The organism is Cobetia sp. LC6 (genome assembly GCF_030264805.1).
Lineage (GTDB): Bacteria > Pseudomonadota > Gammaproteobacteria > Pseudomonadales > Halomonadaceae > Cobetia.
The window spans coordinates 227,644-254,115 of sequence record NZ_JASSPL010000002.1; the positions used below are offsets into that span (position 1 = coordinate 227,644).

A 26,472-nucleotide genomic window follows, 5' to 3' on the forward strand; every position below is an offset into this window, starting at 1 on the left:
AGCAATGCCACACAGAGTGCCCCTCAAGGCACCGGTGGCACCCGCGACACTGCAACGATTGACATGCAAGCGCCTCCTGACAGGCGAGCCGTGACCGCAGCACATCCCGACGGTTGTGCTCCATTGATGAGAAGGAATCCGACCATGGCCAATCAGAGCCGCCGTAACTTCATGCGCAACAGCCTGCTGGGGCTTGCTGCCCTGCCGCTGGGCGCCACCATGCTCTCCCCCCGCGCCCTTGCCGCCGACCTGCCGCGACTGGATACCTCCAACCCACAAGCCAAGGCGCTCAACTACGTGGAAGTCGCCAGTGAAGCCGAGGACCACCCTGCCTTCAAGCCGGGCTCGGACTGCGCCAACTGCATGTTCTACAAGCCCGAGAACGAAGGCTGCCAGCTTTTCCCAAGCCATAGCGTCGAGCCGAAGGGCTGGTGTCAGTCCTGGACCAAGCGCCCGGCCTGAGATGCTCAACCGGAACCCTCTGGCTGTGAGCACTAGAGCCCACTGAAACAAGAAAACCGCCGCGAGGGTGTCCTCACGGCGGTTTTTTCATGCCTGCCTTATGCCGATTGCGCGCCGATCAGGGCTGGCATCCCTCGACACCTACTCGACCCGCCATGAGCATCACCTGAAGCCCTGTCAGCCGGGATTGGCGTCCTCCGGCAGTGGCCACTGGTAGCGCCTTGCCACCTCATCGTTCTCCATCGACTCCAGATGGACAGGAAAGCCCCACAGCTGATGCAGATAGCGCATCACGGGGTAGACGCTGCGCGCCAGCGGGCGCCGATCATCCTGCACATGGCGCAGGGTCAGCGAGCGATCCCCGCGAATGTTGGCGGCCCACACCTGGATATTCGGCTCACGGTGGCTCAGCGCGTACTGCACGCACAGCGCCTCACGAATGCGCTTGTAACCACGACTGTCGTGAATGGCGTCAATGACGAGATGCTCATCGCTGTCATCATCGACCAGCGAGAACAGCTTGAGATCCCGGATCACCTTGGGCGACAGGAATTGCTGGATGAAGGACTCATCCTTGAAGTTGCGCATCGCGAAGTGCACCGTTTCCAGCCAGTCGCTGCCGGCGATATCCGGGAACCACTCACGATCCTCATCGTCGGGGTGCTCACAGATACGCTTGATATCGGTGAACATCGCGAAGCCCAGCGCATAGGGATTGATGCCGTTGTAATGCGGGTGATCGAAGCCGGGCTGCTGCACCACCGAGGTATGCGACTGCAGGAACTCGAGGATCACGCCCTCGCCGATCAACCCCTCATCGTAGAGCTGATTCATGATGGTGTAGTGCCAGAAACACGCCCAGCCCTCGTTCATCACCTGCGTCTGGCGCTGCGGGTAGAAGTACTGCGCCAGCTTGCGCACGATACGTACCAGCTCGCGCTGCCAGGGCTCCAGCAACGGGGCATTCTTCTCGATGAAATAGAGCAGGTTCTCCTGCGGTTCCGGCGGATAGCGGCCGCGACGATGCAGACCGAGAGGATCATTGACCTCATCGACCACCTCATCCTCTTCGCCCGCCTGGGGAATCGTGGTCCAAAGCGCATTCACCTGGGCCTGCAGATAGGCCTCACGCTCCTGCTGACGCTGGACCTCCTCTTCCGGCGAGATGGCCGATGGACGCTTGTAGCGATCCACGCCATAGTTCTGCAGAGCATGGCAGGCATCGAGCAGCTGCTCGACGGCGTCCACGCCATGACGCTCCTCGCACTCGGATACGTATTTCCGCGCGAAGACGAGGTAGTCGATGATCGCCGAGGCATCGGTCCAGGTGCGGAACAGATAATTGCCCTTGAAGAAGCTGTTGTGGCCATAGCAGGCATGTGCCATGACCAGAATCTGCATCATCAGGGTGTTCTCTTCCATCAGATAGGCGATGCACGGGTCGGAGTTGATCACCAGCTCGTAGGCCAGCCCCATCTGCCCTCGCCGATACGCCTGCTCCACCGACAGGAACTGCTTGCCGAACGACCAGTGATGGTAGCCGACCGGCATGCCGATACTGGCGTAGGCATCCATCATCTGCTCGGACGTGATCACCTCGATCTGGTTGGGGTAGATATCCAGATGGTACTGCGCGGCGATGCGCGCGATCTCGCTTTCGAAATGCTCGAGCAATTCGAAGGTCCAATCCGACCCGCTGGCCGGTTGGGTATCTTCGAACCGGCTATCGATGTGCTTGCCCATTCGGTCATCAAGACCGCCATCAAGACCATGGCTCATGAGGCCTCCTGACCCGGCGCGACTGCCGGGCACGTCGCATGATGTGATCAGGCGCTGATGCGGCGCTTGAACAGCTCGCGGAATACCGGGTAGATATCGCCTGCCTCGACGATCTGCTGCATGGCAAAACGTTCCGGAAATTCCGCCTCGACCCGCTCGTACTCCTCCCACAACGCCTGATGGGCATGCGGCGTGATCTCCACATAGGCGTAGTACTGCAGGCGCGGCATCAGCTTCTTTATCATCAGTTCGCGACAGTTGGTGGAATCATCGTCCCAGTTGTCGCCATCCGAGGCTTGCGCCACATACAGATTCCACTCACCGGCCGGATAGCGCGATTCGATCACCTCATCGAGCAGCGTGAGGGCACTGGACACGATGGTGCCGCCGGTTTCGCGGGAGTAGAAGAACTCCTCCTCATCGACTTCCTTGGCAGCGGTGTGGTGACGGATGAAGACCAGCTCGACCTTCTCATAGTTGCGCTCCAGGAACAGATACAGCAACAGGAAGAAACGCTTGCCGATGTCCTTGTGCGCCTGGGTCATCGACCCCGAGACATCCATCACGCAGAACATCACCGCCTTGTTGGACGGCATCGGCTGATTGATGAGGTGGTTGTAGCGCAGATCATAGGTATCGAGGAACGGCACCGCCTTGAGGCGCGCCTCGAGCCGCTCGATTTCCGCCTTGAGCTCACTGATGCGCACCTTGTTGCGCAGCACCGGGTCCTTGCGCTCCTCCTGCTCCAGCGCTTCGACAGCCTCCTTCAGCGCCCGCTTGATCGGGGAACGCATCGCGATGCGCCGCGCCTGTGCCGAGCGCATCGAGCGAACGATGTTGATACGTGCCGGTGTGCCGTCACGCGCAATCCCCGCGCGCACCGGGCGCACCTCTTCCATGTCCGCGATCTGCTTGCGCTCCAGATGCGGCAGTTCCAGCCCGTCGAAGACGAACTCGAGAAATTCCTCACGCGACAGGGTGAAGGCGAAGTCGTCTTCCCCTTCGCCCTGATTGGAGGCCTGGCCTTCGCCACTGCCACCTCCCCCGCCGCCACCACCGGGACGGCGCATGCGGTCCCCTTCGACAAATTCCTTGTTGCCGGGATTGATCACACGCCGCTTGCCGCCCTGCCCGTGCTGGAACACCGGCTCGGAAATGTCACGCGTCGGGATGGAGACTTCCTCACCGCGCTCCATGTCGGTGATGGAGCGCCGATTGACGGCATCCTCCACCGCCCGCTTGATATGACTGCGATAGCGCCGAATGAAGCGCTGTCGATTCACTGCACTCTTGTTACGTGCATTGCTGCGTCGATCAATGAAATAACTCATTCGCCCTCCTTGCCGGCCCCGCCCTCAGCGGATGGCCGGATGGCAAGTGCCGGCGGCAATCGAGCCCGCCGGCAGGCCTGTCGTCAGTCGGCAGGGCTTACTGCGACTTGCGTACACGCAGGTACCATTCGGACAACAGGCGCACCTGCTTCTCGGTGTAGCCGCGATCCACCATGCGCGCCACGAAGTCCTCGTGCTTGCGCTGATCAGATGCCGAGGCCTTGGCATTGAAGGAGATGACCGGCAGCAGCTCTTCGGTATTGGCGAACATCTTCTTCTCGATCACCGCACGCAGCTTTTCATAGGACTGCCAGCTCGGGTTGGTACCGTTGTTCTGCGCCCGTGCGCGCAGCACGAAGTTGACCACCTCGTGACGGAAATCCTTCGGGTTGGAGATGCCCGCGGGCTTCTCGATCTTTTCCAGTTCCTCGTTGAGTGACTGACGGTCCAGCAGTTCGCCGGTCTCGGGATCGCGATACTCCTGCTCCTGGATCCAGAAGTCGGCATAGGTCACATAGCGATCGAAGATGTTCTGCCCATACTCGGAATAGGACTCGAGATAGGCGGTCTGGATCTCCTTGCCGATGAAATCGACGTAGCGGGGTGCCAGGTATTCCTTGATATAGCGCAGGTAGCGCTCATGGGTTTCCTTGGGCAGCTGTTCCTGATCGAGGCGCTGCTCCAGCACGTAGAGCAGATGGACCGGATTGGCCGCGACCTCACTGGCATCGAAGTTGAAGACCTTGGAGAGAATCTTGAAGGCAAAGCGCGTCGAGAGCCCGTCCATCCCCTCGTCAACACCGGCGCTGTCGCGGTATTCCTGGATCGATTTGGCGCGCGGATCGGTATCCTTGAGGTTCTCGCCGTCATAGATGCGCATCTTCGAGTAGACGCTGGAATTCTCCGGCTCACGCAGACGTGACAGCACGATGAACTGGGACAGCATGCGCAGCGTATCCGGGGCACAGGGCGCCTGATTCAGCGACGAATGCTCCAGCAGCTTGGCGTAGATCTTGACCTCCTCGGAGGCACGCAGGCAGTAAGGCACCTTGACGATATAGACGCGATCAAGGAAGGCCTCGTTGTTGCGGTTGTTGCGAAATGCCTGCCACTCGCTCTCGTTGGAGTGCGCCAGCACCACGCCATCGAAGGGAATCGCGCCCATGCCTTCCGTCGGGTTGTAATTGCCCTCCTGGGTCGCGGTCAGCAGCGGGTGCAGCACCTTGATCGGCGCCTTGAACATCTCGACGAATTCCATCAGCCCCTGGTTGGCCTTGCACAGCCCGCCGGAGAAGCTGTAGGCATCCGGATCGTCCTGGGCATAGAGCTCCAGCTGACGGATATCGACCTTGCCGACCAGCGCAGAGATGTCCTGGTTGTTGTCATCGCCCGGCTCTGTCTTGGAGATACCGATCTGATTGAGGCGTGAGGGATAGAGCTTGACCACGCGGAACTTGCTGATATCTCCGCCATATTCCTTGAGCCGCTTGGCAGCCCACGGCGACATGGCACTGCGCATGCAGCGCCGAGGAATGCCGTACTCCTTCTCGATCAGCTCACCATCTTCCTCCGGCGAGAACAGCCCCAGCGGAGACTCGAATACCGGCGAGCCCTTGATGGCATAGAAGGGGATCTGCTCCATCAGCAGCTTGAGGCGCTCCGCCAGAGACGACTTGCCGCCGCCCACCGGGCCGAGCAGATACAGGATCTGCTTGCGCTCCTCCAGCCCCTGCGCCGCGTGCCGGAAGTAGGAAACGATCTGCTCGATAGCCTCTTCCATGCCATAGAACTCGGCAAAGCTTGGATAACGGCGGATCAGCTTGTTGGAAAAGATACGGGAAAGACTGGGGTCCTTGGCGGTATCGATGACCTCCGGTTCACCGATGGCCGCCAGCATGCGCTCGGCAGCGCTGGCGTAGGCAGTAGCGTCCTGCCGGCACAACTCCAGGTACTCCTGGAGACTCATCTCTTCTTGCTGAATCCGCTCATAGCGGCTCTGCACGTGATCGAAGATGCTCATGGAAGCCTCCTTGTCGCGACATCAGTCGCTGGGACCATCGCCGGGCCCACTCAGGTAAGACCGTAAGATTCGCTCGTCCGCTCAGCCTGGATAGCGTACGCAGGACGGCTGCCTCGGCGTGTTTATCAGCATAGGTCGATATAGGGTGCAGGTGTCCAATACAGTGAGTGAATGCATTCAACGAACTTTCCGCCGGCGGAGCCAGTTCTGCCAAGCACCGCAGCATCTACGGCAGCCAGTGGGTCAGCAGACACTACGTTCGCGCCTCAATGCCCCTGACAACGCGTTGAAGAAAGCTTTGAAAGACGCGAAAACTCGACCAATGCTTCTGCTGTCGCGGGTGATTCACTCATGTCATGTTGCACCGCAGCACACCCTGAGCATAGGAACAGACTGACGGTTGACGCCAGTCACTCGCACGCCCAGACGACACTGCATACCAGCCAGTCGAGCAAGAATGATCGCGTCCACACCTCTCACCCGACCACCCCCGCCGCTCTTCACACAGCCTCCTGCTTCGCCACAAAGACCATGAAGACAAAGACTGGCGACGAAGTGGCTACCAACCTGATCAGACTATTGCCTCAGTCACACATGACGTTGACCAGACCGGACAACAGGCTATAAAAAAATCCCCATCGCCGGGGCGATGGGGATTTCGAGGGAGGCGCTCACGCCTTGGGGACCGCCTGAATCGAGAGACTCACAGCACGTCGCGAATATCCTTGAGCAAGGCGTCGAGCAACTCGGTGGTGGTGTTCCAGGAGCAGACGAAGCGCGCGCCGCCCGCACCGATGAAGGTATAGAAGGTCCAGCCACGCTCACGCAGCGCCGCCAGCACATGCTCGGGGAAGCTGGCGAACACGCTGTTGGCCTCGCTGGGGAACAGCAGCTCGATGCCCTCCAGCGCCTCGAGTCGCTCGGCCAGATACTGCGCCATGCCGTTTGCATGACGGGCGTTGTTCAGCCAGACATCATTTTCCAGCAGCCCCATCCAGGGCGCCGCGATGAAGCGCATCTTGGAGGCCAGCTGACCGGCCTGCTTGCAGCGATAATCAAAATCGCGTGCCAGCTTGCGATCGAAGAAGATCACCGCCTCTCCCATGGCCAGACCATTCTTGGTGCCGGAGAAGCACAGCACGTCCACGCCCGCCTTCCAGGTCAGCTCAGCGGGCGAGACACTCAGCGCGGCGCAGGCATTGGCGAAACGGGCACCATCCATATGGATCTGGAGGTCATGACGGTCTGCCACTTCACGAATTGCCTGCAGCTCTTCCAGGCTGTAGACGGTGCCGACCTCGGTGCACTGGGTCAGGGAGATCACCCGCGGACGCGGATAGTGGATATCGCTGCGCTTGGTGACCAGCTGCTCGATGCCTTCCGGCGTCAGCTTGCCGTTGGGGCCCGGCGCGTTGAGCAACTTGGACCCGTTGGAGAAGAACTCCGGCCCGCCGCATTCATCGGTCTCGATATGGGCCAGTTCGTGGCAGATGACACTGTGGTAGGACTGGCACAGATGGGCCAGCGACAGGGAGTTGGCGGCGGTGCCATTGAAGACGAAGAACACCTCGCACTCGGTCTCGAACAGCTGACGGAAGCTGTCGGTGACCTGCTGCGTCCAGCGGTCATTGCCGTAGGCGAGATCGTCATCACGATTGGCCTGCATCATGTACGCCATCGCCTCGGGACAGATACCGGACGTGTTGTCACTGGCCAGAAAGCGTGAAGTGCACGCTTCATCGGCAGCAGAGGTCGCAGCGGGGGTCGGGGCAATGGCGTCAGTCGTCATGGGAATTTCCAGAGCGGGACAGGGGATCACCCTGTCCGGTGAAACAGACACGGCTCCCGGATGGCAGGAGCCGCTGCAGAAACTCCATCATAACAGCGCTGCACGCCGCCGCCAGTGGCAGGTGAATGCTGCACGCAAGCCACCGGATGGCGCCTAGCGAGAGGAGACGAGCCAGATGACACTCGCCTCGCCAGCACCCTCAGATGGCCTGCAACGCCGGATAACCTCGCCGCCCCTGCAAGCCGCCGCTGTGCAGCACGCGAATGCGCGTACCGCGTGCGATCAGACCATTGACCAGGTGGTGCGCCAGCGCCGCAAACAGCTTGGCGGTGTAGACCGGCTCCACCGCAACGCCTGTCTCGGCCTCGAAGCGCTGAATGAACTGGATCAACCAGTCAGGTGCCTTGGCAAAGCCGCCGGCCTGCGCTCCCAGCCACAAGCCCCACTCCGGCGTCTTCTGCTGGCTGCCGCCACTCTCCGCCAGCAGGCGACGCACACGATGATAGAGCTGATCGCCATGATTCATGGTCGGCACCCCGATGACCCGCAGCCCATCGCGCTCACCCAGCGCACTCAGCACCCCCGCGAGCGTCGTGCCGCTGCCACAGGCCAGCAGCACCAGCTGCGGCGCAGACTCGCCCGGCACCGGCTCGGCCAACGCCTGGGCCAACGGTGCCAGCCCGGCGACACCCTCCGCGCAACCGCCACCCTCGGGAATCCATACTCCCTCGCCATGGCGCCTGGCAAAATCAGGCTGGTCGCGCTGCCGGTACTCTGCTCGCGAGACGAAACTCAAGCGCATGCCATTGTCACGTGCATCGGCGAGCGTGGGCGTCAGCGGCGCTTCGGGGTGCCCGCGCACCAGGCCATGCGTCTCGATGCCCAATCTGGCACCCGCCGCCGCCAATGCATGCAGATGGTTCGACCACCCCCCTCCACAGCTGATGATACCCCGCTTCTCGCTCAACGCCCTGGCCAGCGGCAGACGCAACTTCCAGGCCTTGTTGCCGGAAATCTCGCTATCCAGCGTGTCGGCGCGCAGGCACTCGACGATCACACCGGCCTCATCGGCCAGCGGCCACGCCAGGCGCTCGACCGCTGGCGGTGTGAACAGATCCAGCAGGCTGTCCAGCGTCTCGGCTACCGGCGGGGAGGCGGCCTGCGATGATGAAGCCCGAGCGCCCTCCCTCTTCGGCGGCAAAGGACTGTCCTCGGTGTCCGGCATCAGAGCCTCAACGGTGGCATGGCGTGAGGCGGCGGCGTGCGGTGACATGAGCAGATCCCATCGTGGCGGCAAGGCAGAAATCAGAGCGCATCGAGCCGCTGGCGCGGCGCCCGAGGCAAACTCTGAAGACGACAAAGCCACCACGGAGGCACATGCAACAAAGGCACGGCGTCCGCGGTGGCTTCCATCAGTCTAGGCAGTGGTCAGGCTCAGCTCAACGCTGAATATCCCCATGCGTGATCGCGGTCAACTCAAAGGGCAGCGGCCGCCATGGTGCCCTGCGCGATCGCACGCTTGGCATCCAGCTCTGCCGCCTTGTCGGCGCCACCGACGATATGCAGCTCCACCCCCGCCGCCTCCAGAGGCGCCTTGAGCTCCAGCACCGAATCCTGCCCGGCGCACAGCACGATGCTGTCCAGCGCCAGATGCTGCTCTTCGCCATTGAGGCTGACGGTCAGGCCTTCGCTGTCGATCGAGCGATACTCACAGCCGGCGACCATCTTGACGCCACGCTGCTTGAGGGTCGCGCGATGCACCCAGCCAGTGGTCTTGCCCAGCCCCTTGCCGGGCTTGGAGGTCTTGCGCTGCAGCAGCCACACCTCACGTGGCGCCTGCGGTATCACGGGCGCCTTGAGGCCGCCAGGCGTGCTGACCGAGAGATCTACCCCCCACTCCTCGCACCACAGCTCACCATCCAGCGAGGGCGACGGCTCGACGTGGGTCATCAGCTCCGCGACATCGAAGCCGATCCCGCCAGCCCCGATCAACGCCACGCGACGCCCGACCCGCTCCGGTGCGCTGATCGCCTCGGCATAGCTGAGCACCTGACCCCGCTCGATACCGGCTTCGACACCCTCGATATCCGGCGTCCGCGCCTTCACGCCCGAGGCCAGAATCACGGCATCGAATTCCGCCAGTATCTCGGCGGTGGCGCGGGTATTGAGACGCACCTCGACCCCACAACGCACCAGCTTCTCGTTGAAGTAACGCAGTGTCTCGTCGAACTCTTCCTTGCCGGGGATGCGGCGTGCGAAATTGAACTGGCCCCCCACCTCGGACTGCGCCTCGAACAGCACCACCTCGTGGCCACGCTCTGCCGCCGTCACGGCGGCAGACAAACCGGCAGGCCCTGCGCCTACCACTGCCACACGGCGCTCATGTCGCGCGGGCTCGATCACCATCTCGGTTTCATGACAGGCGCGCGGATTGACCAGGCAAGAGGTCAGCTTCATCTGGAAGGTGTGATCGAGACACGCCTGGTTGCAGGCGATGCAGGTATTGATGATGGCAGCATCGTCCGCCTTGGCCTTGCTGACCCATTGCGGATCCGCCAGGAACGGTCGCGCCATCGACACCATGTCGGCATGGCCCTCGGCCAGCACCGACTCGGCAACCTCAGGCATGTTGATGCGATTGGTGGTGATCAGCGGCAGGCTGAGCTCCTGCTTCATGCGCTGGGTCAGCCCGGTGAAGACAGCGCGCGGCACGCTGGTGACGATGGTCGGCACACGCGCCTCATGCCAGCCGATGCCGGTATTGATCAGGCTCGCCCCCGCCGCCTCGATGGCCTTGCCGAGCGCAACCACTTCATCCCAGGTGCTGCCCTCGTCGACCAGATCCAGCATCGAGAGGCGATAGATGATCAGGAAGTCCTCACCCAGCGCGGCACGGATACCGGCGACGATCTCCACCGCCAGGCGGATGCGATTCTCGAAGCTGCCACCGTACTCATCCTCGCGCTGATTGGTGCGCCGACAGATGAACTGGTTGATGAAATAGCCTTCTGAGCCCATCACCTCGACGCCGTCATAGCCGGCCTCGCGTGCCAGGCTGGCACAGCGCACGTAGTCGGCGATCTGCTCCTTGACCTCCGAGGTGCTCAGCGCGCGTGGCGTGAAGGGGTTGATCGGCGCCTGAATCGCCGAGGGCGCGACCTGATCCGGTGAGTAGGCATAACGCCCCGCGTGAAGGATCTGCAGACAGATGCGCCCATCCTCGGCGTGCACCGCCTCGGTGACCTCGCGATGGTGCTCCGCCTCCTCCGGGGTGGTCAGCTTCGCGGCCCCCTGCATGACAGCCCCTTCCGCGTTCGGCGCGATACCGCCCGTGACGATCAGCGCCACACCATGGCGTGCACGCTCACGATAGAACGCCGCCAGGCGCGCGAAGCCATTGGGAGTCTCCTCAAGCCCCGTGTGCATGGAGCCCATCAGCACACGGTTCTTGAGCGTGATATGGCCCAACGTCAGCGGACGGAAGATATTCGGATAGGCAGTCATTGCGGTCTCTCCTTGGCTGTCTCGAGCACCTCGGACAATCATTGTTGTATCGCGCCGCCGCCATTCTCATCAGCAACACTCATGAGTCATGGCCATCAGCAGTAACAGGTCGTCAGGACATCAACGGCTGAGGTTAGATGGCAAACGGTCGTATGAAACGAGTGATCCCAGTGTAGAGCATCGCGCCCCGGGCTCAATACTCCCAAAGGCCACATCGCGAATGAGACCAGAGATGACAGCAGCGAGGGGAAAACCGTGCAGGATACCCATCAACGGGGGGAGGGGAGCGTCGCGATGTCCACCGAGAAGGCCGACAAGCCGGGAACAGGGCCAGGTCGAGACGTAGAGAGGCAAGAACGGGAGACAAGCGAGGCTGGATCAGTACTGAAGACTTTTCGACAGCCAGAAACGCAAAAACCCGAGCTCGAAAGCTCGGGTTTCACGAATTCTTGTAGATCGAATGGCGGACCGGACGGGACTCGAACCCGCGACCTCCGGCGTGACAGGCCGGCATTCTAACCAACTGAACTACCGGTCCGCATTGGTGGGTGATACTGGATTCGAACCAGTGACCCCAAGCATGTGAAGCTTGTGCTCTAACCAACTGAGCTAATCACCCAACACAAACGATCTTTGCTGCAAGCAGCGGTGATATCTCGCGATTCTGATGGCGGACCGGACGGGACTCGAACCCGCGACCTCCGGCGTGACAGGCCGGCATTCTAACCAACTGAACTACCGGTCCACTTCAGAACAACTCAACATCGGGCGCATGACAAACGAGAATGGCGGACCGGACGGGACTCGAACCCGCGACCTCCGGCGTGACAGGCCGGCATTCTAACCAACTGAACTACCGGTCCACGACAAACGCTTGCTTCTGCTAACGAACCAGGCCATTTAATCAAGTAACGCTTTGAAAAGCAATGACTTTTTTCAAATGGTGGGTGGTACTGGGTTCGAACCAGTGACCCCCAGCTTGTAAGGCTGGTGCTCTACCAACTGAGCTAACCACCCCTGTCTCGTTGGCGCTGCATTCTACGGAATCCGGCCCATGAGTCAATACTTTTTTTACGCGCAATTTCAGCAATCGCCCGCGACAGAGTATTGATAAGACAGGACTTTCCCGCTGCATCTTGCCTGCAGGCCAGTAAACATCAGCGTTGCGTCATCATTCTGACATGCCGCTGTCGCCATCGAAGGCCTGGGTAATGCCCCTCGAATAATGATGATTCACTGCCGCTTTCCACCCAATGCCGGGTGATGGGCCAAGGCCTGCGCCGCACGCGAAATCAGTCCTTCACGAGTCTCGCCACTCACTTTTCGTGGTTTGAAATCATGTTCGCCATCATTCAGCCAATGCAAGGTGAGGCTTTCCGGCAACGGATATGCCGTCACTTCCTCTCGAGTGCCGAAGGGATCGCGGCTGCCCTGACAGATCACACCCGCCATCGGGATAGCCGGCAGATGGTCGATGCGCAACTTGTCGGGCTTGCCCGTGGGATGGAAGGGATAGCCCAGCGCGTACCACCCGACCGGCAACGGCGCATGCGCCGCCTGGGCCAATTCCACCAGCAGATGAGAGGCCACACGACTGCCCATCGACTTGCCGCCAACCAGCCAGGGCAGCGTCCGCAAGCAGTCGACGTCTGCCACACACGCCATCAGCGCCTGACACCAGCGCGCCATCTCCTCGATCAGCCCGGGCAGCCGGGGTGGCGGTCTGCGGCGACGCTCGCAGCGCATCCTGACGAGATAGCTGAAATCGAATGCCAGCCATGCCATGTCATGCGCCAGGCAGGCAGCAGCGAACCGTTGATGGAAGTCGGTCTCACGCCCGGCACCGGCACCGTGGGCATGCAACAGCAGGGCACGCTCAGGCCGTCCATGGATCTCGAGAGGCCCAAGCTCCACCAGCCAGCCTCGCCATGGCCCTCGCGCTGCCAGCGCGTCGTGGGACATGGTCTGGCGAGCAGCAAGCTCCAAGGCGACGTCGGCCAGGCTGGCGACACGAAAGCCTTCCTCGGCGTAGGGGCTGGGGACCTCAGCCGTATTGGACGCATTGGCATCTTCGTCCGATGATGAAGTGACGGCGGGCAAGCGAAATTCTCCTGTTGATCTCGTACGGCTCGCGCCAGACAACGCTGGAACCGATGAGGGGTAAACGCTGCATTCCAGCGCGAGGGATGGCCTGTCAGTCGGTCATGGTCGCGCGTGATATCGCTCAGCGCCAGCTCTGCCGCCCTGAACAGTGGCGTCGGTGATATGGCCGCTCCCGCAGCGCCGCTTCCAGCACCGTCACCACCAGCACTGCGCTTTCGCCCACTGCCGACGAGGTCGTGATATGCGTACAGCTCTTGAGGCTTCGGCCTGCCAACCCTGCGTGAACCATCATCATCACGTACGCCATGATTTCGCTCGCATGGCCGTCATCTGGGGCCTGCTCAGCCTCTGTCTGGCCGTATGGCTCAACCTCATCTGGCTATGGCCCTCGCTGGGGCCGGAAGTGGCCTGGCTGAGCTACGGCCGCCTCGCTCCCTTGCAACATCACCTGCTGCTCTACGGTCTGGGCGGCTCGGCAGTGATCGCCGGTGGTTACTCCATCGCCATGCACAGCGTCCTGCAACGCGAATCACGCACGGACGCCGAGACGGCGATACCGGATATCGCACTGCCCCCTTTCACGCTCAAGCTGATGCATTTCACCTTCCTCGGCTGGCAGGCCGTGGTCGCGCTCGGCGCACTGGCGATTGTCGCAGGCTACTCCTCGGGCCAGTACATGGCCGAAGCCCCCTGGCTCGTCGATCTACTGATGACCCTCGTCTGGCTGGCCGTGGCGTGGGTCTTCTTCACGGTACTGGAACAGCGCACGCTGCGCCGCCTGCCGGTGGCCTGCTGGTACTTCATCGCCGGCCTGATGCTGGTGTTGATGCAGCATGTGCTGATCTCGCTCAGCGTGCCGATCGGCCTGCTTGAATCGATACCGCTCTTCACGGGCAGCCTCGAGGCACTGATTCAGCGCTGGCAGGCCGGGCCACTCCCCGGCGGCATGTTCGCATTCGGCCTCATTGCCTTGCTCCATCACATGGTGATGAGCCGCTCGCGGCGGCCGCTCCACTCGCATCGGCTGGCGACCACCAGCTTCTGGATGCTGGTGCTGCTGGTGACATGGGGAGGTGCTCCGCTGCTGTTCGCGAGCGCCCTGCCAGCCTGGAGTCAGACGCTGGGCATGGCGATGGGCCTCCTGCTGCTGGCACCGGGGCTGGCACTCAGCCTCAATGGCCTGATGACACTCAAGGAGGATTGGCACTCATTGCGCCGGGATCCGCTGATCTGCCTGCTGGCGGCAGCTCTGGTCAGCTTCGCCCTTGCGGTTCTTGAATACAGCCTGCTGTCACTGCCGACCCTCAATGCCCTGGCCTTCAGTGCCGCCAACAGCCTGTCGCCGGCAGCAAGCCTGGGGGTGGTCGCGACAGTCGCCATCGTGATGGCCTATCACCTGCTGCCCCCGATGCGCTCCCTCGCGCTGCTCAAGACCCATGCCCTGCTGGCCATCATCGGCACCCTGCTGTGCATTGCCGCCAGCTGGGCCACCACGCTGCTTCAAGGCAGCATGTGGCATGTGCTGGCAGATGACGGCAGACCGCTATACACCCTGAGCGAGGTGCTGGAAGCGGCCCGCATGCCGATGATGATCTCGCTGGGCGGGCTCGCCTGCTGGGCGCTCGGCATGCTGCTGATGCTCCTCAACGTGATGCGCACCCTGGCTGTCCACAAGAGCGAACGGCAAGCCGCTCATGAGCGCCAGCTCCCGAAGTCCGGCTCGCGGAAGACATCATCACAGCCTGCCATACACCCTGCATCACCCTCTGCCACGCCCCCTGCCACATCCTCGGGAGGGCACTACGCATGAGACATGTCCTGCTCGAACGTCACGCCGGCCTGATGACGGCACTATGCCTGCTCACCATGAGCCTCGGCGCCCTCGCCCAGCTGGTGCCGCTTGGAGCTCACCCCAGTCTCGCCAGCGCGCCCGAAGACCTCAAACCGCTGAGCGCCCTGGCGCTGGAGGGTCAGCGCATCTATCAACGCGAGGGCTGTCAGCAGTGCCACACACGCATGGTGCGCTATCTACCGGGCGACACGGCGCGCCACGGCGATGCGACGACCACCCGGGCACGTTTCTACGACCGCCCTTCGCTGTGGGGCGTCGAGCGCTGGGGGACGGATTTGAGCCAGCTGCCTGCGCAGCATGACGATGCCTGGCAGCGCCTGCATCTGCATGACCCGCGCAGTCAGGTGCCGGGTTCGGCGATGCCTGCCTACCCGTGGCTGTTCGAGCGGGCGTTGAGCGGCGAAGGTATCGCGGCACGCATGCGAGCCCTGCAAGGCCTGGGCGTACCCTACGCGGAAGACGAGATTCTCGCCGCCCCCAATGACGTGCGTGGCACTGCCGAAATCACGGCTCTGCTCGCCTACCTGCAGCAGGCCGCCCCTGCGAGCGACACCGCCAGCCGTGGCCCATGACAGACCCCCTCAGGAGACACGACATGAATCTGCTGGAGACAACTGGCCTCCCCCTGTTCTGGAATCTCTGGGTGCTGGCCCTCACGCTGGGCAGCCTGGTGTTGTTCGCCATGCTGGCGCTGGGCAGTCTTTCGCGCGCTGACAGCGACGAGCGCGAAGGCGATGGCCCCATGCAGGAACATCGCATCAACGGCATACGTCAGCCTGACACACCAGCGCCACGTGCCTGGGGCATTCTGGCACTGGCGACGCTGGCCGCCGCGCTGATCCTGTTGCTCGGCGCAGCTGGCTGAGCCCAGATGGCCAGAGACGGATGACCAGCGACTGATGCCTGAGTGCTGGTCACTGCATACTGACTCGCGCCTTCGGCTGAGGCAGGTCGTCGCGGTATGGTCACGCGGGGTCAACCAGGCCTAAAGTTCACACACCTTGCAACGCCCATGGGTTGGGCAGGATAATGAATTAACAAAATCTAATATTATGGCGTCACGGAATGCGCTGCCTCGGCCGATGAGCGCTCAGACTCTGTCCGCTCGATACACTGCGGCTCAGCAGTGCAGCGGCGGGCGACAAGGCCCCGCCCCACCGTTCGTTGCGCCCGAAAGACCCCTCCCGCTGCCCTACCCCAGGGGTAGCGGTGACATTCCTCAGGAGAGTCACCATGACGGCCAATGCACAGGCATCACACCGCTTGCGCGCCCATGAAGCCCGCTGCCAGACATGTTCGCTGAGTTCACTGTGCCTGCCACTGGCACTGAACATGGAAGATATCGACCAGTTTGACGCCATCATCCGCCGTCGCGCGCCACTCAGAAAAGGGGAAGTCCTCTTCACCCAGGGCGATGCCTTCGATTGCGTCTTCACGGTGCGCTCCGGAAGCCTCAAGCAGATCACCAATGAAAACAGCGGTACGGAGCAGCTGACCGGCTTCTACCTGCCCAGCGAGCTGGCCGGACTCGATGCCATCGACAGCAATTGCTATCCCGGCACCGCGGTGGCGCTGGAGACCACCACCGTCTGCGAGATTCCCTTCGACCGACTCAATGCGCTCTCGGAGCAGATGCCTGAGCTGAGAACCCAGCTGTTCAAGAGCCTGAGCAAGGAATTGCACGAAGATCGCCGCATGATGATGCTGCTGTCACGCAAGACAGCCGATGAGCGGCTGGCGAGCTTCCTGGTCAACCTGTCACAGCGCTTCCGTCGCCGAGGCTATTCGCCATACAGCTTCCGCCTCTCGATGGCACGCGCCGATATCGGCAACTATCTGGGACTGGCCGTCGAAACCATCAGCCGCATCCTGACCCGCTTCCAGACCCAGGGGCTGGTCGACATTCGTGCCCGCGAGGTGCATATCCTACATCTGGATGGCCTGATCGAGCTGGCCGAGGGCGAGTGTCAGGGCGGTCGCTGATGACGCCTGCTGACAGCACATCACGCGGTGCGACACTGCGCTGATCTACCGCAGGACGCCATGTCGGTCCCACACAAGGCAGAAGCCCGCCACGCAATGGGCGTGGCGGGCTTCTGCTTTCTGACAGGCCAGTCGTCAGTCATCGAAACAGTTCGACAACCCAGACAGCCCTGACGACAGAGCGTGTCTCGGCCGCTCAAGCCCCGCTGGCAATCAGCGGTTCTCGAGGCGGTTATAGTCCAGCAGGCCCGCTTCGACAGGGCGATCAGCATAGTTGACGCGCAGCACGCTGTCGGAGAACTGCCAGAAGCGCGGATCAGTCCGGCGCACTCCGATATCGGCCTGCAGGGCGCGGTAGTCCTCTTCGGTCTCGAGTGCCGCCACCCGCTCTGCCAGCCCCGTCAGAGTGTCAGGCGTCAATCGCCAGAAGGCATTCGGGTAATCGCCCGCCACGCCACGCAAGACATCGAGAGTGTCTTCCTCAGGACGGCGGTTTTCCTCCTCATCGAACAGACTGGTGATGTTGGCGTGGGCGGAATTGCGCAGCACGCTGTAAAGGCGTGGCGAGTCATCAGTGCCATCCTCCAGCGCGACGATCGTCACCTCCGGCATCAGGCTGGCCGAGACTCCCTGCACCGCAGCGAGGGCCTGCAGCTCATGTCGCACATGCTCATCCTCGACATTGCTCAGACTGCGCTCATGCCCGAGTTCCGGCGCGAGGCGCTCCTGCATGCGCCGCATCAGGCCAAGGCGGGCCTGGTCCGGCGACGAGAGCTCCTGCGGTGTCCAGACAATGTCACTGGGCGCATCGAACTGCGGCGGTTTCTTGAACAGCAGCCCCCCAAGCCCCGGGCTCACGTCGCGATACCAGCTATCATGCACCGCCTGGCGCTCGCCCGCCGGCAACAGCACCAACAGGTTGTTCTCGCCCTCCATGCGCAGGAAGTCCATGTACAGGCGAGTGACCAGCTGATGCCCGAGATTGCCGTAGACATCGAAGCCGGCGACCAGCAGGTAGTGGATACGCTCCAGCATCGGGTAATCGATGATCCAGCCCGTCTTGGGTACGCCACCGACCAGCCCCTTCATTACCGCCGCATTGTCGAAGTGACGATAGATGGTCAGGGCCGCGTTGGGGTTGCGCCCCTGCCCAGGGCCGTCGGCCCAGCCGCTGCCGTCCCACATCACTCGCGTATCCAGGCGCAGGTCACCATCGCGATAGGCCTGGGACATCAGACGCTGTTTGGCCTTGAGATAGGCGGTCTGCTTGCTCTCGAACTTGATCCAGGAGCTGATAGGCAACGCGTTGCTGCTTTGCTCGGCGGGCAAACTGAGGTTCTTTCCTTCCTCGGCCAGGGTGCGCTCCACCTCCGGGTGACTGAACATCTTCGGATCAGTGAAACCGACCCAGAAGTGATCATTGATCACATCCACCGCGACCTGCCCGCGACAGACCGGCCCCTTGATGAAGCCCATGATGGTGTTCTGCGACTCATCCAGCATGAAGCGATAGCGTGACTCGGCCGGAATGGCCTCGAAGGTCAGGAAAGGATTCGAGGCCGTCTTGAGGTCGTAATCCGGCAGGTCATTCACGGGGTAATCCGGCGTCAGGAACAGCGCCTGCCAACGTTTGAAGCGAGCATCATTGAGTGCATAGGGCAGATGATTCTTGGCCAGGATCGTCGCGCGCTCCTGCCACAGACGGTAATAGACCCGCGGCCGCCCGGCGTCATCGTGGGGCATGCTCGCGCGTTCATCGCCGGTATAGGAGGCGTAGGGTGGGTCGTAGGGACGGCGCGTGGAGATGCGCTTGATCGGCTCGCCCGGCGGGGTGCTGGAACGCACCAGCTTGAAGAAGATCGGCCGTCCATCCGCGCCCTTGATGCCCGGGAAATACACATGGCTCAGGAAGAGATGCTCGTAGATATAGCGATTCATCAGGCGCTGCTTGAGGCTGTCGCCATTGAAGAAGCGCTCGGCCTGCTCGATGTGCGGCATCAGCGCCTGGGGCAGCGGCGCCGGGCCCGTCATCGCGCCACCCTTGGCCAGCCAGTTCACCAGCGTGCGGTGCTCTTCATCACTGACCTGTGGCAGGGCGTAGGGCATACCCCAGTCAGGATGGTCTTCGGCGAACTTGTCGTAGCCCTCGACGGGGGCACATACCTGACTGCGATTGAGCGACAGGTCGAAACGGTCTTCCGGCAGCCGGCCATCTTCCGTCACCGGCAGCGGTACCTTGCGCTTCTGGCTGAGCGCACGGAACAGCACACTGCCCTCCAGATTGGCAGCCGGAGAGTCGAAGCGCTCATTGAGCACCGGTGAGAAGTCCATGCTGCGCCACTGCTCAGTGGTGTCCGCGTCCTCGAACATGCGCGTCAGATTGGCCGCCAGCAAGCGCGTGCCATCGTAGACCGGCGCCGGATTCATGCCGCGATCGATCCCGGCGGCCGATGACATCTTGAGCTGACAGGGAGCGTCGTAGCAGCCATGACAGACCACGCAGCGCGTCTCGATCACCGGCTTTACCTCATCCTCCCACTGACGCCCGGCAAGGCTGTCGTGAGACACCACCCGCTCACGCGGTGACGCGGGGCCGAAACGCTCATCGAGCTGATGAATCGCGACGGCACTGCAGCCCCCCAACAATAGAACGAGCACGATGCTCCAGCGCCAGCGCGGTATGCGCCACAGGCGTCGAAGTAGGTCCGGCATGGGGAACTCCAGCAAGAGGAAGGGATATCGGCAATCGGGCAGATGATGGCGAAAGCGTACCATAAGCATGCTCACTAATTCGGCAAGACTGCCTTTCCAAGCATAGTGAACAATGATGTCAGATTTTTTTGGCGCTACCGCATCCAACTTTATTTTGACGGCGTATGACGTCATGACCCGCCTGAACGAGCTGTCTGACGCAGCGGGTGCCACGATGTTCCTGATCCATAATTCAAAAAATACGGGCCCTGCCCGATAGGAAGCCATCATGACCATGAAGAAGACCGTTACTGCTGCCTCCTTCGCCGCCGCTGCCGCCGCGCTGTTCTCCACTGCCGCTCTGACCTCGTTGCCGGTGCACGCCGGTGACAATGCCGTGAAATGCTCCGGCATCAACTCCTGCAAGGGCACCTCCGAATGCGCGACCGCCAACAGCGCCTGCAAGGGCCACAACGCCTGCAAGGGCCAGGGCTGGTCGTACACTGCCAGCGCTGAATCCTGTGTCGGCGAAGGTGGTACTGTCGTTGAGGGTTGATCCTCAGACGCCTCTGGCGAATTACCGACGGGAGGACGGCACACCGTCCTCCCGTTCCTGATTCTGTTTCTGTCTGAGAGCCTTGGCGAGTGTCTTTCAGCCCTCCTGACTCGCCATCTGCCTCGCCCTTTTCCGCGCCCTCTGCCTTCGCTCAGAAGAGGACTCACACATGACGACAGCGGTCACCACTCGCCTGCCCACGCCCGCCAGCGCCGGCATCGGTCAGGGGCTGGGCCTGCGCCCCGAGTACTACCACGAGATTCTGACGACGCTGCCGGATATCGACTGGTTCGAAGCCATCAGCGAGAACTACATGGGGCACGGCGCCAGCGAATCCGGCGGCATGAGGGGAGGCGGATTGAGCACCGGTGGCAAGCCACTTCATCATCTCGAGCGAGTCCGCGAGCACTACCCCATCGCCTTGCATGGCGTCTCGCTATCCATCGGCGGCAGCCATCCTGTCGACAGCCGTTACCTGCGCGAACTGCGCGCCTTGTGCGAGCGCATCGAACCGCTGTGGGTCTCCGACCACCTGTGCTGGACGCGTACCGGCGCACATCAATTCCACGACCTGCTGCCGCTGCCCTACACCGACGCCACCATCGACCACCTGGCCGAGCGCATCGATCAGGTCCAGAACGCGCTCGGCCGTCAGTTATTGCTGGAAAATGTCTCCAGCTACCTGACCTGGCGCCCTGACGAGATGAGCGAGTGGGAGTTCCTGGCCGAGGTCAGCCGCCGTGCCGACTGCCTGATCCTGCTCGACCTGAACAACATCATCGTCTCGAGCCACAATCATGGCTTCGATCCGCTGACCTATCTGGACGCCATGCCGGTAGAGCGCGTCTGGCAGCACCATCTGGCCGGGCATGTCCGGCAGGAAGTCTCCGGCGGCGAGCTGTGCATCGACACCCATGACCAGCCCGTCCCGGACGCCGTGTGGACGCTGTATGACGCCGCGCGGGCACGCTTCGGCGATGTCGCCACCATGATCGAGCGCGACGACAACTTACCGCCCTGGTCGGAGTTGATGCAGGAGTACGCCGAGCTGCGCCGCCGCAGTGGTCGTCCGCTGGTGGATGCCACGCGCGCGAATCAGACCGCAGACCACGGAGGGCTGCGCGCATGACGCAAGCGAGCCCCGCAGGCGATGCTGATCGCAGCGCCCTGACACAACTGCAGGAGACCACGGGCGCCTACCTCGCGACGCCGAACCCTGGCACCCGCAGCGCGGCGGCCGATGCCGTCATCAGTGATCAGCTTGCCAGTGCCGAGGAGCGCCTCGACATCTACGCGATGGCTTATCGCCTGCGGCTTTTCGAGGTCTTCGGCGGGGATTTCGAGGCCGTTCACACCCTGATCGGCGATGACGCCTTCGGGCTGCTGTGTCGTGACTATCTCGCGACCCACCCGCCGAGTCATTATTCGATTCGCTGGGCAGGCCAGCATTTCCCGGCCTTCGTCGCGGCGCGCGAACCCGAGCGCTCCCTGGTCACCGAGATGACCGCCTTCGAATGGGCATTGGGGCTGGCACTGGATGTGGTGGACAGCACTCCGCTGAGTGTCGAGACCCTGCAGACGCTGGCCCCCGAGGAGTGGCCAGAGCTGACCCTGGCAGCGCATCCGTCCCTGCAGCGCTTCTCGTTCCACTTCGATACGCCCGCCATCTGGAAGGCCATCGACGATGAAGAGCCGCCACGCGCGCCGGTCGAGTCCGACACGCCCACGCCCTGGATCGTCTGGCGTCAGCCCACCGCTGGCGCGCCCGAGGTCCACTATCGCTCTCTCGAGCCGCTGGAAGACCTGGCTCTCGGCGCCATCCTCGCGGCCGGAGACGAAGGCCTGAGCTTCGGCCGGCTCGGTGAGCTGCTGACGCCGCAGGTGGGGGCAGAGCAAGCCCCCGGCGTGGCGATCAACCTGCTGGTGCAGTGGCTCGCCGCCGGTTTGCTGGTCAGGCCCTGACATCAGGCATCCGCGCGCCAGATGCCACAGCGGACATGACAGCCAGCGGCGAAAGCCGGACAATACACGCCGACCCTCATTGCGATGGTCGGCTTTCGTCTTCCTGCTGCCGTGATGCCCATGCCCTCTTCCCTTGATGCCCCGCACTCCGACGCGCCGACGGCGCCTCAGACACCTGCGCCGATGGCGGACGCTACGCCAACGCCTCTTGAGGCCGAGTCTGCTGAGATGACTGAGCCTGTTGAGCTGACTGAACCCGCTGAGCCACTCGATATCCTGTTCCAGGATGAAGTACTGGTGGTGGTTCACAAGCCATCGGGCTTGCTGGTACACCGCAGCCCCATCGACAAGCACGAGACCGAGTTTCTGCTTCAGCGCCTGCGCGACCAGATAGGCCAGCATGTCTTCCCCGTGCATCGCCTCGATCGCCCCACATCAGGGCTGATGGTGTTCGGCCTCTCGCCCCAGGCGGCGCGCAAGCTGAGCACCGCCTTCGAGGAGCAGCAGGTCAGCAAGCGCTATCTGGCGATAGTGCGCGGCGTCGCGCCCGAGCAACAACGCCTCGATTACGGTCTGCGCAAGGAAGATGGCAAGCTGCCCAAGGCCGAGATGCCGGAGCAGGAAGCCATCACCGACACGCGCCGCCTGGCACAGGTCGAGCTGCCCATCGCCATCGACCGCTACCCGCAGTCGCGCTTCTCGCTGGTCGAGGCCCGTCCGTTGACCGGCCGCCGCCATCAGATTCGCCGTCACCTGTCACGCCGTGGCTACCCGATCATCGGCGACGCCAAGCATGGCAAGGGCAACTACAATCGCTACTTCGCCACGACACTGGAATGCCCCCGCCTGCTGTTGGCGGCTGTCGGGCTCGAGCTTCCCCATCCCGAGGGCGGCTGGCTGAGCCTGTCATGCCCGCCAGAAGGGGCCTACGCGGCAGTGATGGAGCGCTTCGGCTGGCTGGGCCATCTGCCCGAACGCTACGCTGAACATCTGGCAGAGCGCCCGAGCAGACATTGGCTCGATGCGACCGCCGGCGACCTGGCTGACTGAGCGTGCCCCTGCCGATTGCCACCCGTTCCCCCGAGATTCGCGAGCTGCGCATGACCACCTCTTCCGACACCCCGGGCTCGACCGACATGAGCCCAGAACAGCAGAGCTCTGAAAATAAAAGCTCTGAAAACAAAAGTTCTGAAAGCCAAAGCTCTGAAGAACAGAGCCCTGACCGCAAGCCCGCAGGCGAGCCGTCGACCCACGACAGCACGCCCTCCGCCAGCGAACGGATGCTGGAAAGCTTCTTTGCGGCCGGCGCTGCCAGCCAGGCCCCTGCAGAAGACGACTACGACTTCCGCTTCGGCGGCATCCGTCGCCTCTACGGTGCCAGCGCCTTCGCCCACTTCCGCCACGCGCATGTCGCGGTGATCGGTGTCGGCGGCGTCGGCAGCTGGAGCGCCGAGGCACTGGCTCGCTCCGGCATCGGCGAGATGACGCTGATCGATCTCGATGATGTCTGCGTGTCCAACGTCAATCGTCAGCTGCATGCGCTGGATGGCCAGATCGGCCGACCCAAGGTCGAGGTGCTGGCCGAGCGCTGCCAGCTGATTGCGCCGCAGATGAAGATCCACGCCATCTCGGCCTTCGTCACGCCGGACAACCTCGCTGAGCTGATCCACGACGACCTCGATCACGTCATCGACGCCATCGACAGCGTGCCCGCCAAGACGGCGCTGATCGCCTGGTGCAAGCGGCGCAAGCTGGGCCTGACCGTGACGGGCGGCGCCGGCGGCCAGCTCGATCCGACACGCATCCAGATCGGTGATCTTGCCCGCACCGAGCAGGACCCGCTGCTGGCGCGCGTTCGCTCACTGCTGCGTCGCGACTACAATTTCAGTCGCAACCTGAAGCGCCGATTCGATGTCGAGTGCGTCTATTCCGACGAGCAGCTGACCTACCCCGGCGCCGACGGCGAGGTGTGTGCCACCAAGCCCGGCGACAGCGCCACGCGCCTGGATTGCGCTGGCGGCTTCGGTGCGGCCACCTTCGTCACCGGCAGCTTCGGCTTCACCGCCGCTGCCCGTGCGCTGGCGCGCATCGCACGCCGCGGTGCCAAGGCCACGCCTGCCGCCGATGACACCTCTGTGGCTGATGACGCCCAGGCGCCGAATGCTGCCGACTGATACGCCTGCTTCTCGCTGTTGGCTTCAATGCTTCTTGCTTCTCGCTTCACCCTCAAGGAAATCGCCATGACTGACCTGCCTGCCATGCCGCCGCTGCCGGAAAATCGTCCCGTGCCGGGCCTCTACCGCCACTACAAGGGCGCGCAGTACGAAGTGATCGGCACCAGTCGCCACAGCGAGACCGAAGAACTGCTGGTGGTCTATCGTGCCTTGTATGGTGAATGCGGGCTGTGGGTGCGCCCGCTGAGCATGTTCATGGAGAACGTCGAGATCCAGGGCGAGCCGGTGCCACGCTTCGCGCTGGTGTCGGCGTGGTCCTGCTGATCCACGGGCGCACCCACATCCTGACCGTCCAGACAGGTACATGCCGCCTGTCGGTCGCGGTGCTATACTGCGCCGCTTGTTTTTCCAGACATACGCATTGAGCCGCTTGCGGGCATGATCTGCCCGCGCGGCTCGGCCACGCCCACACAGCGCATTGCCCGGCACGCCTGGCAGGCACTGTGAGCTGGTTCATACCACGTCAAGAGCGGAGGAAGCATGAGCGCACTGGTTGGTGTCATCATGGGATCAAAATCGGATTGGGCGACCATGTGCCATACGGTCGAAACCCTGGAAGCGCTGGGGATCGAACACGAAGTCAAGGTCGTCTCTGCCCATCGCACGCCCGACCTGCTGTTCGACTATGCCGATACCGCTGCCGAACGTGGCCTTGAGGTCATCATCGCCGGTGCCGGCGGCGCGGCGCACCTGCCGGGCATGTGTGCCGCCAAGACCTGGCTGCCGGTGCTGGGCGTGCCGGTGCAGTCCAGCATGCTGTCAGGTGTCGATTCCCTGCTCTCCATCGTGCAGATGCCCGCCGGCATCCCCACCGGCACGCTGGCCATCGGCCGCGCCGGTGCCGTGAATGCCGCGCTGCTGGCCGCCAGCCAGCTGGCCAACAAGTACCCGGCCATCCGCACCGCGCTGATCAACTTCCGTGCCGAGCAGACCGACCGTGTGCTCGACAATCCGGACCCGCGCCCCGACGCGCCCAGCCTGTCCCACGGAGGCGAGTAAGCCATGAGCCAGCCCTTCCGCTTCGGTATCGTCGGCGGCGGTCAGCTGGGCCGCATGTTGGCTCAGGCCGGCGCCGCCCTGAATGCCCGCTTTACCTTCCTTGATCCTTCGGATTCGCCCTGCGGTCGCGTCCACGGCCATCACCTCTGCGCCGATTGGCAGGATGATGCGGCCCTGACCCAGCTGGTGGCAGCGTCTGACGCCATCACCTTCGAGTTCGAGAACGTGCCGGCGGACGCCGTCGCGCATCTGGCGGCCGAGCGCCCGACCTTCCCGCCGGCTGGTGCCCTGGATACCGCGCGTGACCGCTGGAGCGAGAAATCGCTGTTCATGCGTCTTGGCATCGAGGTGCCGCCGCTGGCGCTGGTCGACAGCCAGGCGGATCTTGAAGCGGGCGTCGCGACCATCGGTCTGCCCGCCGTGCTCAAGACACGCACGCTGGGCTATGACGGCAAGGGCCAGAAGGTGCTGCGCGAGATGGCAGACGTCGCCGACACCTTCGCTGAACTTGGCAGTGTGCCGCTGATCCTGGAAGGCTTCATCGCCTTCGATCACGAAGTCTCGGTGATCGCGGTACGCGGTCGCGATGGCGAGACACGCGCCTGGCCGCTGTCGCGCAATGAACATCGCAGCGGCATCCTGCACTGCTCCACCCCGCTCGACTCCCACGGCCTGCAGGCCGAAGCCGAGGCGGCGGCTTTCAAGGTGATGCACGAGCTCGACTATGTCGGCGTGATGGCCTTCGAATTCTTCGTCGTCAAGAACGCCGATGGCAGCGAGCGCCTGCTGGCCAACGAGATCGCCCCGCGTGTGCACAACTCGGGTCACTGGAGCATCGAAGGCGCCGTCACCAGCCAGTTCGAGAATCATCTGCGTGCCGTCGCCGGCATGCCGCTGGGCGAGACCGCACTGCTCACGCCCTGCGCGATGCTCAACATCATCGGCCGCATGCCGGAACGTGACGCCGTGCTCGCCATTCCTGGCGCGCGCCTGCACGACTACGGCAAGGCGCCGCGCGCGGGCCGCAAGATCGGCCACATCACGGTGCTGGCTGGCGACAAGGAGAGCCTCGACGCACGCATCGCGGCTGTTGAAGCGCTGCTGGTCAATGAACTGGGCAAGTAAGCCGGTTCTGCGCCACTGAAGACAAAACGCCCCCACTGCCATCGGCAGCGGGGGCGTTTTCGTTTCGGCACGACTCAGCGCG

21 protein-coding genes and 5 tRNA genes are annotated in these 26,472 nt (G+C 63.0%); 13 read left to right on the plus strand and 13 right to left on the minus strand.

All coding sequences use genetic code 11. The features are described from left to right. The first annotated feature begins 144 nt into the window (after window positions 1-144). Window positions 145-462 carry a high-potential iron-sulfur protein gene (locus QQF40_RS04290; protein WP_175089995.1) on the plus strand — a complete coding sequence of 106 codons (318 nt, stop codon included), beginning with the start codon at window positions 145-147 and terminating at the stop codon, window positions 460-462. Window positions 463-639: 177 nt separating this feature from the next. On the opposite strand, the gene QQF40_RS04295 is transcribed toward QQF40_RS04290, so the two are convergent. The 12 genes from QQF40_RS04295 to QQF40_RS04350 all read right to left on the minus strand — a co-directional run bounded on the left by QQF40_RS04295 (window position 640) and on the right by QQF40_RS04350 (window position 12,985). Continuing rightward, the gene (locus QQF40_RS04295; RefSeq protein ID WP_254627129.1) at window positions 640-2,205 is read right to left on the minus strand and encodes a SpoVR family protein; all 1,566 of its coding nucleotides are present in this window, start codon (window positions 2,203-2,205) and stop codon (window positions 640-642) included. 83 nt (window positions 2,206-2,288) lie between these two features. Continuing rightward, window positions 2,289-3,572 carry a YeaH/YhbH family protein gene (locus tag QQF40_RS04300; RefSeq protein WP_107335619.1) on the minus strand — a complete coding sequence of 428 codons (1,284 nt, stop codon included), beginning with the start codon at window positions 3,570-3,572 and terminating at the stop codon, window positions 2,289-2,291. Between the two features lie 97 nt (window positions 3,573-3,669). After that, window positions 3,670-5,592: a PrkA family serine protein kinase gene (locus QQF40_RS04305; protein ID WP_175089999.1), complete on the minus strand. Its 1,923-nt coding sequence runs from the start codon at window positions 5,590-5,592 to the stop codon at window positions 3,670-3,672. A 703-nt stretch (window positions 5,593-6,295) separates the two neighbouring features. Next, the gene (locus QQF40_RS04310) at window positions 6,296-7,381 is read right to left on the minus strand and encodes a threonine aldolase family protein (protein WP_175090001.1); all 1,086 of its coding nucleotides are present in this window, start codon (window positions 7,379-7,381) and stop codon (window positions 6,296-6,298) included. A 199-nt stretch (window positions 7,382-7,580) separates the two neighbouring features. Then, entirely contained in the window at window positions 7,581-8,654 is a 1,074-nt protein-coding gene (locus tag QQF40_RS04315) for a 1-aminocyclopropane-1-carboxylate deaminase/D-cysteine desulfhydrase (RefSeq protein ID WP_175090003.1), read from the minus strand. A gap of 203 nt (window positions 8,655-8,857) precedes the next feature. Continuing rightward, window positions 8,858-10,885 carry an NADPH-dependent 2,4-dienoyl-CoA reductase gene (locus QQF40_RS04320; protein ID WP_285460549.1) on the minus strand — a complete coding sequence of 676 codons (2,028 nt, stop codon included), beginning with the start codon at window positions 10,883-10,885 and terminating at the stop codon, window positions 8,858-8,860. 461 nt (window positions 10,886-11,346) lie between these two features. Next, window positions 11,347-11,423, minus strand: a tRNA-Asp gene (locus QQF40_RS04325). A 4-nt stretch (window positions 11,424-11,427) separates the two neighbouring features. After that, window positions 11,428-11,504 (minus strand) — tRNA-Val (locus QQF40_RS04330). Between the two features lie 49 nt (window positions 11,505-11,553). Then, window positions 11,554-11,630 (minus strand) — tRNA-Asp (locus QQF40_RS04335). A gap of 41 nt (window positions 11,631-11,671) precedes the next feature. Beyond that, window positions 11,672-11,748 (minus strand) — tRNA-Asp (locus tag QQF40_RS04340). Between the two features lie 78 nt (window positions 11,749-11,826). After that, window positions 11,827-11,902, minus strand: a tRNA-Val gene (locus QQF40_RS04345). 216 nt (window positions 11,903-12,118) lie between these two features. Continuing rightward, window positions 12,119-12,985: an alpha/beta family hydrolase gene (locus QQF40_RS04350; protein ID WP_285460550.1), complete on the minus strand. Its 867-nt coding sequence runs from the start codon at window positions 12,983-12,985 to the stop codon at window positions 12,119-12,121. A 322-nt stretch (window positions 12,986-13,307) separates the two neighbouring features. Here QQF40_RS04350 and QQF40_RS04355 point away from each other — a divergent pair, with 322 nt between their 5' ends. The 4 genes from QQF40_RS04355 (at window position 13,308) to fnr (ending at window position 16,823) form a co-directional block, all read left to right on the plus strand. Next, window positions 13,308-14,798 (plus strand): cbb3-type cytochrome c oxidase subunit I, encoded by a 1,491-nt coding sequence (locus QQF40_RS04355; protein WP_285460551.1) that lies wholly within the window; start codon window positions 13,308-13,310, stop codon window positions 14,796-14,798. Beyond that, window positions 14,795-15,412, plus strand: coding sequence for a cbb3-type cytochrome c oxidase subunit II (locus tag QQF40_RS04360; RefSeq protein ID WP_285460552.1), 618 nt, complete (start codon window positions 14,795-14,797; stop codon window positions 15,410-15,412). The genes QQF40_RS04355 and QQF40_RS04360 overlap by 4 nt, the downstream gene beginning before the upstream one ends. Before the next feature lie 23 nt (window positions 15,413-15,435). After that, window positions 15,436-15,705 carry a hypothetical protein gene (locus tag QQF40_RS04365; RefSeq protein ID WP_175090010.1) on the plus strand — a complete coding sequence of 90 codons (270 nt, stop codon included), beginning with the start codon at window positions 15,436-15,438 and terminating at the stop codon, window positions 15,703-15,705. A 368-nt stretch (window positions 15,706-16,073) separates the two neighbouring features. Then, window positions 16,074-16,823, plus strand: a complete 750-nt coding sequence (gene fnr / locus QQF40_RS04370; protein ID WP_175090012.1) for a fumarate/nitrate reduction transcriptional regulator Fnr — start codon at window positions 16,074-16,076, stop codon at window positions 16,821-16,823. 213 nt (window positions 16,824-17,036) lie between these two features. On the opposite strand, the gene QQF40_RS04375 is transcribed toward fnr, so the two are convergent. Beyond that, the gene (locus tag QQF40_RS04375) at window positions 17,037-19,535 is read right to left on the minus strand and encodes a fatty acid cis/trans isomerase (protein ID WP_285460553.1); all 2,499 of its coding nucleotides are present in this window, start codon (window positions 19,533-19,535) and stop codon (window positions 17,037-17,039) included. A 268-nt stretch (window positions 19,536-19,803) separates the two neighbouring features. Between QQF40_RS04375 and bufA2 the strand changes: the two genes are divergently transcribed. The 8 genes from bufA2 to QQF40_RS04415 all read left to right on the plus strand — a co-directional run bounded on the left by bufA2 (window position 19,804) and on the right by QQF40_RS04415 (window position 26,390). Then, window positions 19,804-20,070 (plus strand): BufA2 family periplasmic bufferin-type metallophore, encoded by a 267-nt coding sequence (gene bufA2, locus QQF40_RS04380; protein ID WP_285460554.1) that lies wholly within the window; start codon window positions 19,804-19,806, stop codon window positions 20,068-20,070. Between the two features lie 169 nt (window positions 20,071-20,239). Further along, window positions 20,240-21,199, plus strand: a complete 960-nt coding sequence (gene bufB, locus QQF40_RS04385) for an MNIO family bufferin maturase (protein WP_285460555.1) — start codon at window positions 20,240-20,242, stop codon at window positions 21,197-21,199. Further along, window positions 21,196-22,032, plus strand: a complete 837-nt coding sequence (locus QQF40_RS04390) for an HvfC/BufC N-terminal domain-containing protein (protein ID WP_285460556.1) — start codon at window positions 21,196-21,198, stop codon at window positions 22,030-22,032. The genes bufB and QQF40_RS04390 overlap by 4 nt, the downstream gene beginning before the upstream one ends. A gap of 228 nt (window positions 22,033-22,260) precedes the next feature. Further along, complete coding sequence (locus QQF40_RS04395; RefSeq protein ID WP_285460557.1) at window positions 22,261-23,082, plus strand: pseudouridine synthase; 822 nt, start codon at window positions 22,261-22,263, stop codon at window positions 23,080-23,082. Window positions 23,083-23,312: 230 nt separating this feature from the next. Continuing rightward, window positions 23,313-24,206, plus strand: a complete 894-nt coding sequence (tcdA, locus tag QQF40_RS04400) for a tRNA cyclic N6-threonylcarbamoyladenosine(37) synthase TcdA (RefSeq protein ID WP_175090077.1) — start codon at window positions 23,313-23,315, stop codon at window positions 24,204-24,206. A gap of 66 nt (window positions 24,207-24,272) precedes the next feature. After that, on the plus strand, window positions 24,273-24,530 hold the full coding sequence (locus QQF40_RS04405) for a DUF1653 domain-containing protein (RefSeq protein WP_225996526.1): 258 nt from the start codon (window positions 24,273-24,275) through the stop codon (window positions 24,528-24,530). Window positions 24,531-24,746: 216 nt separating this feature from the next. Continuing rightward, the gene (gene purE, locus QQF40_RS04410; protein WP_043333193.1) at window positions 24,747-25,265 is read left to right on the plus strand and encodes a 5-(carboxyamino)imidazole ribonucleotide mutase; all 519 of its coding nucleotides are present in this window, start codon (window positions 24,747-24,749) and stop codon (window positions 25,263-25,265) included. Window positions 25,266-25,268: 3 nt separating this feature from the next. After that, window positions 25,269-26,390 carry a 5-(carboxyamino)imidazole ribonucleotide synthase gene (locus tag QQF40_RS04415; RefSeq protein WP_285460558.1) on the plus strand — a complete coding sequence of 374 codons (1,122 nt, stop codon included), beginning with the start codon at window positions 25,269-25,271 and terminating at the stop codon, window positions 26,388-26,390. Window positions 26,391-26,472 lie beyond the last annotated feature (82 nt).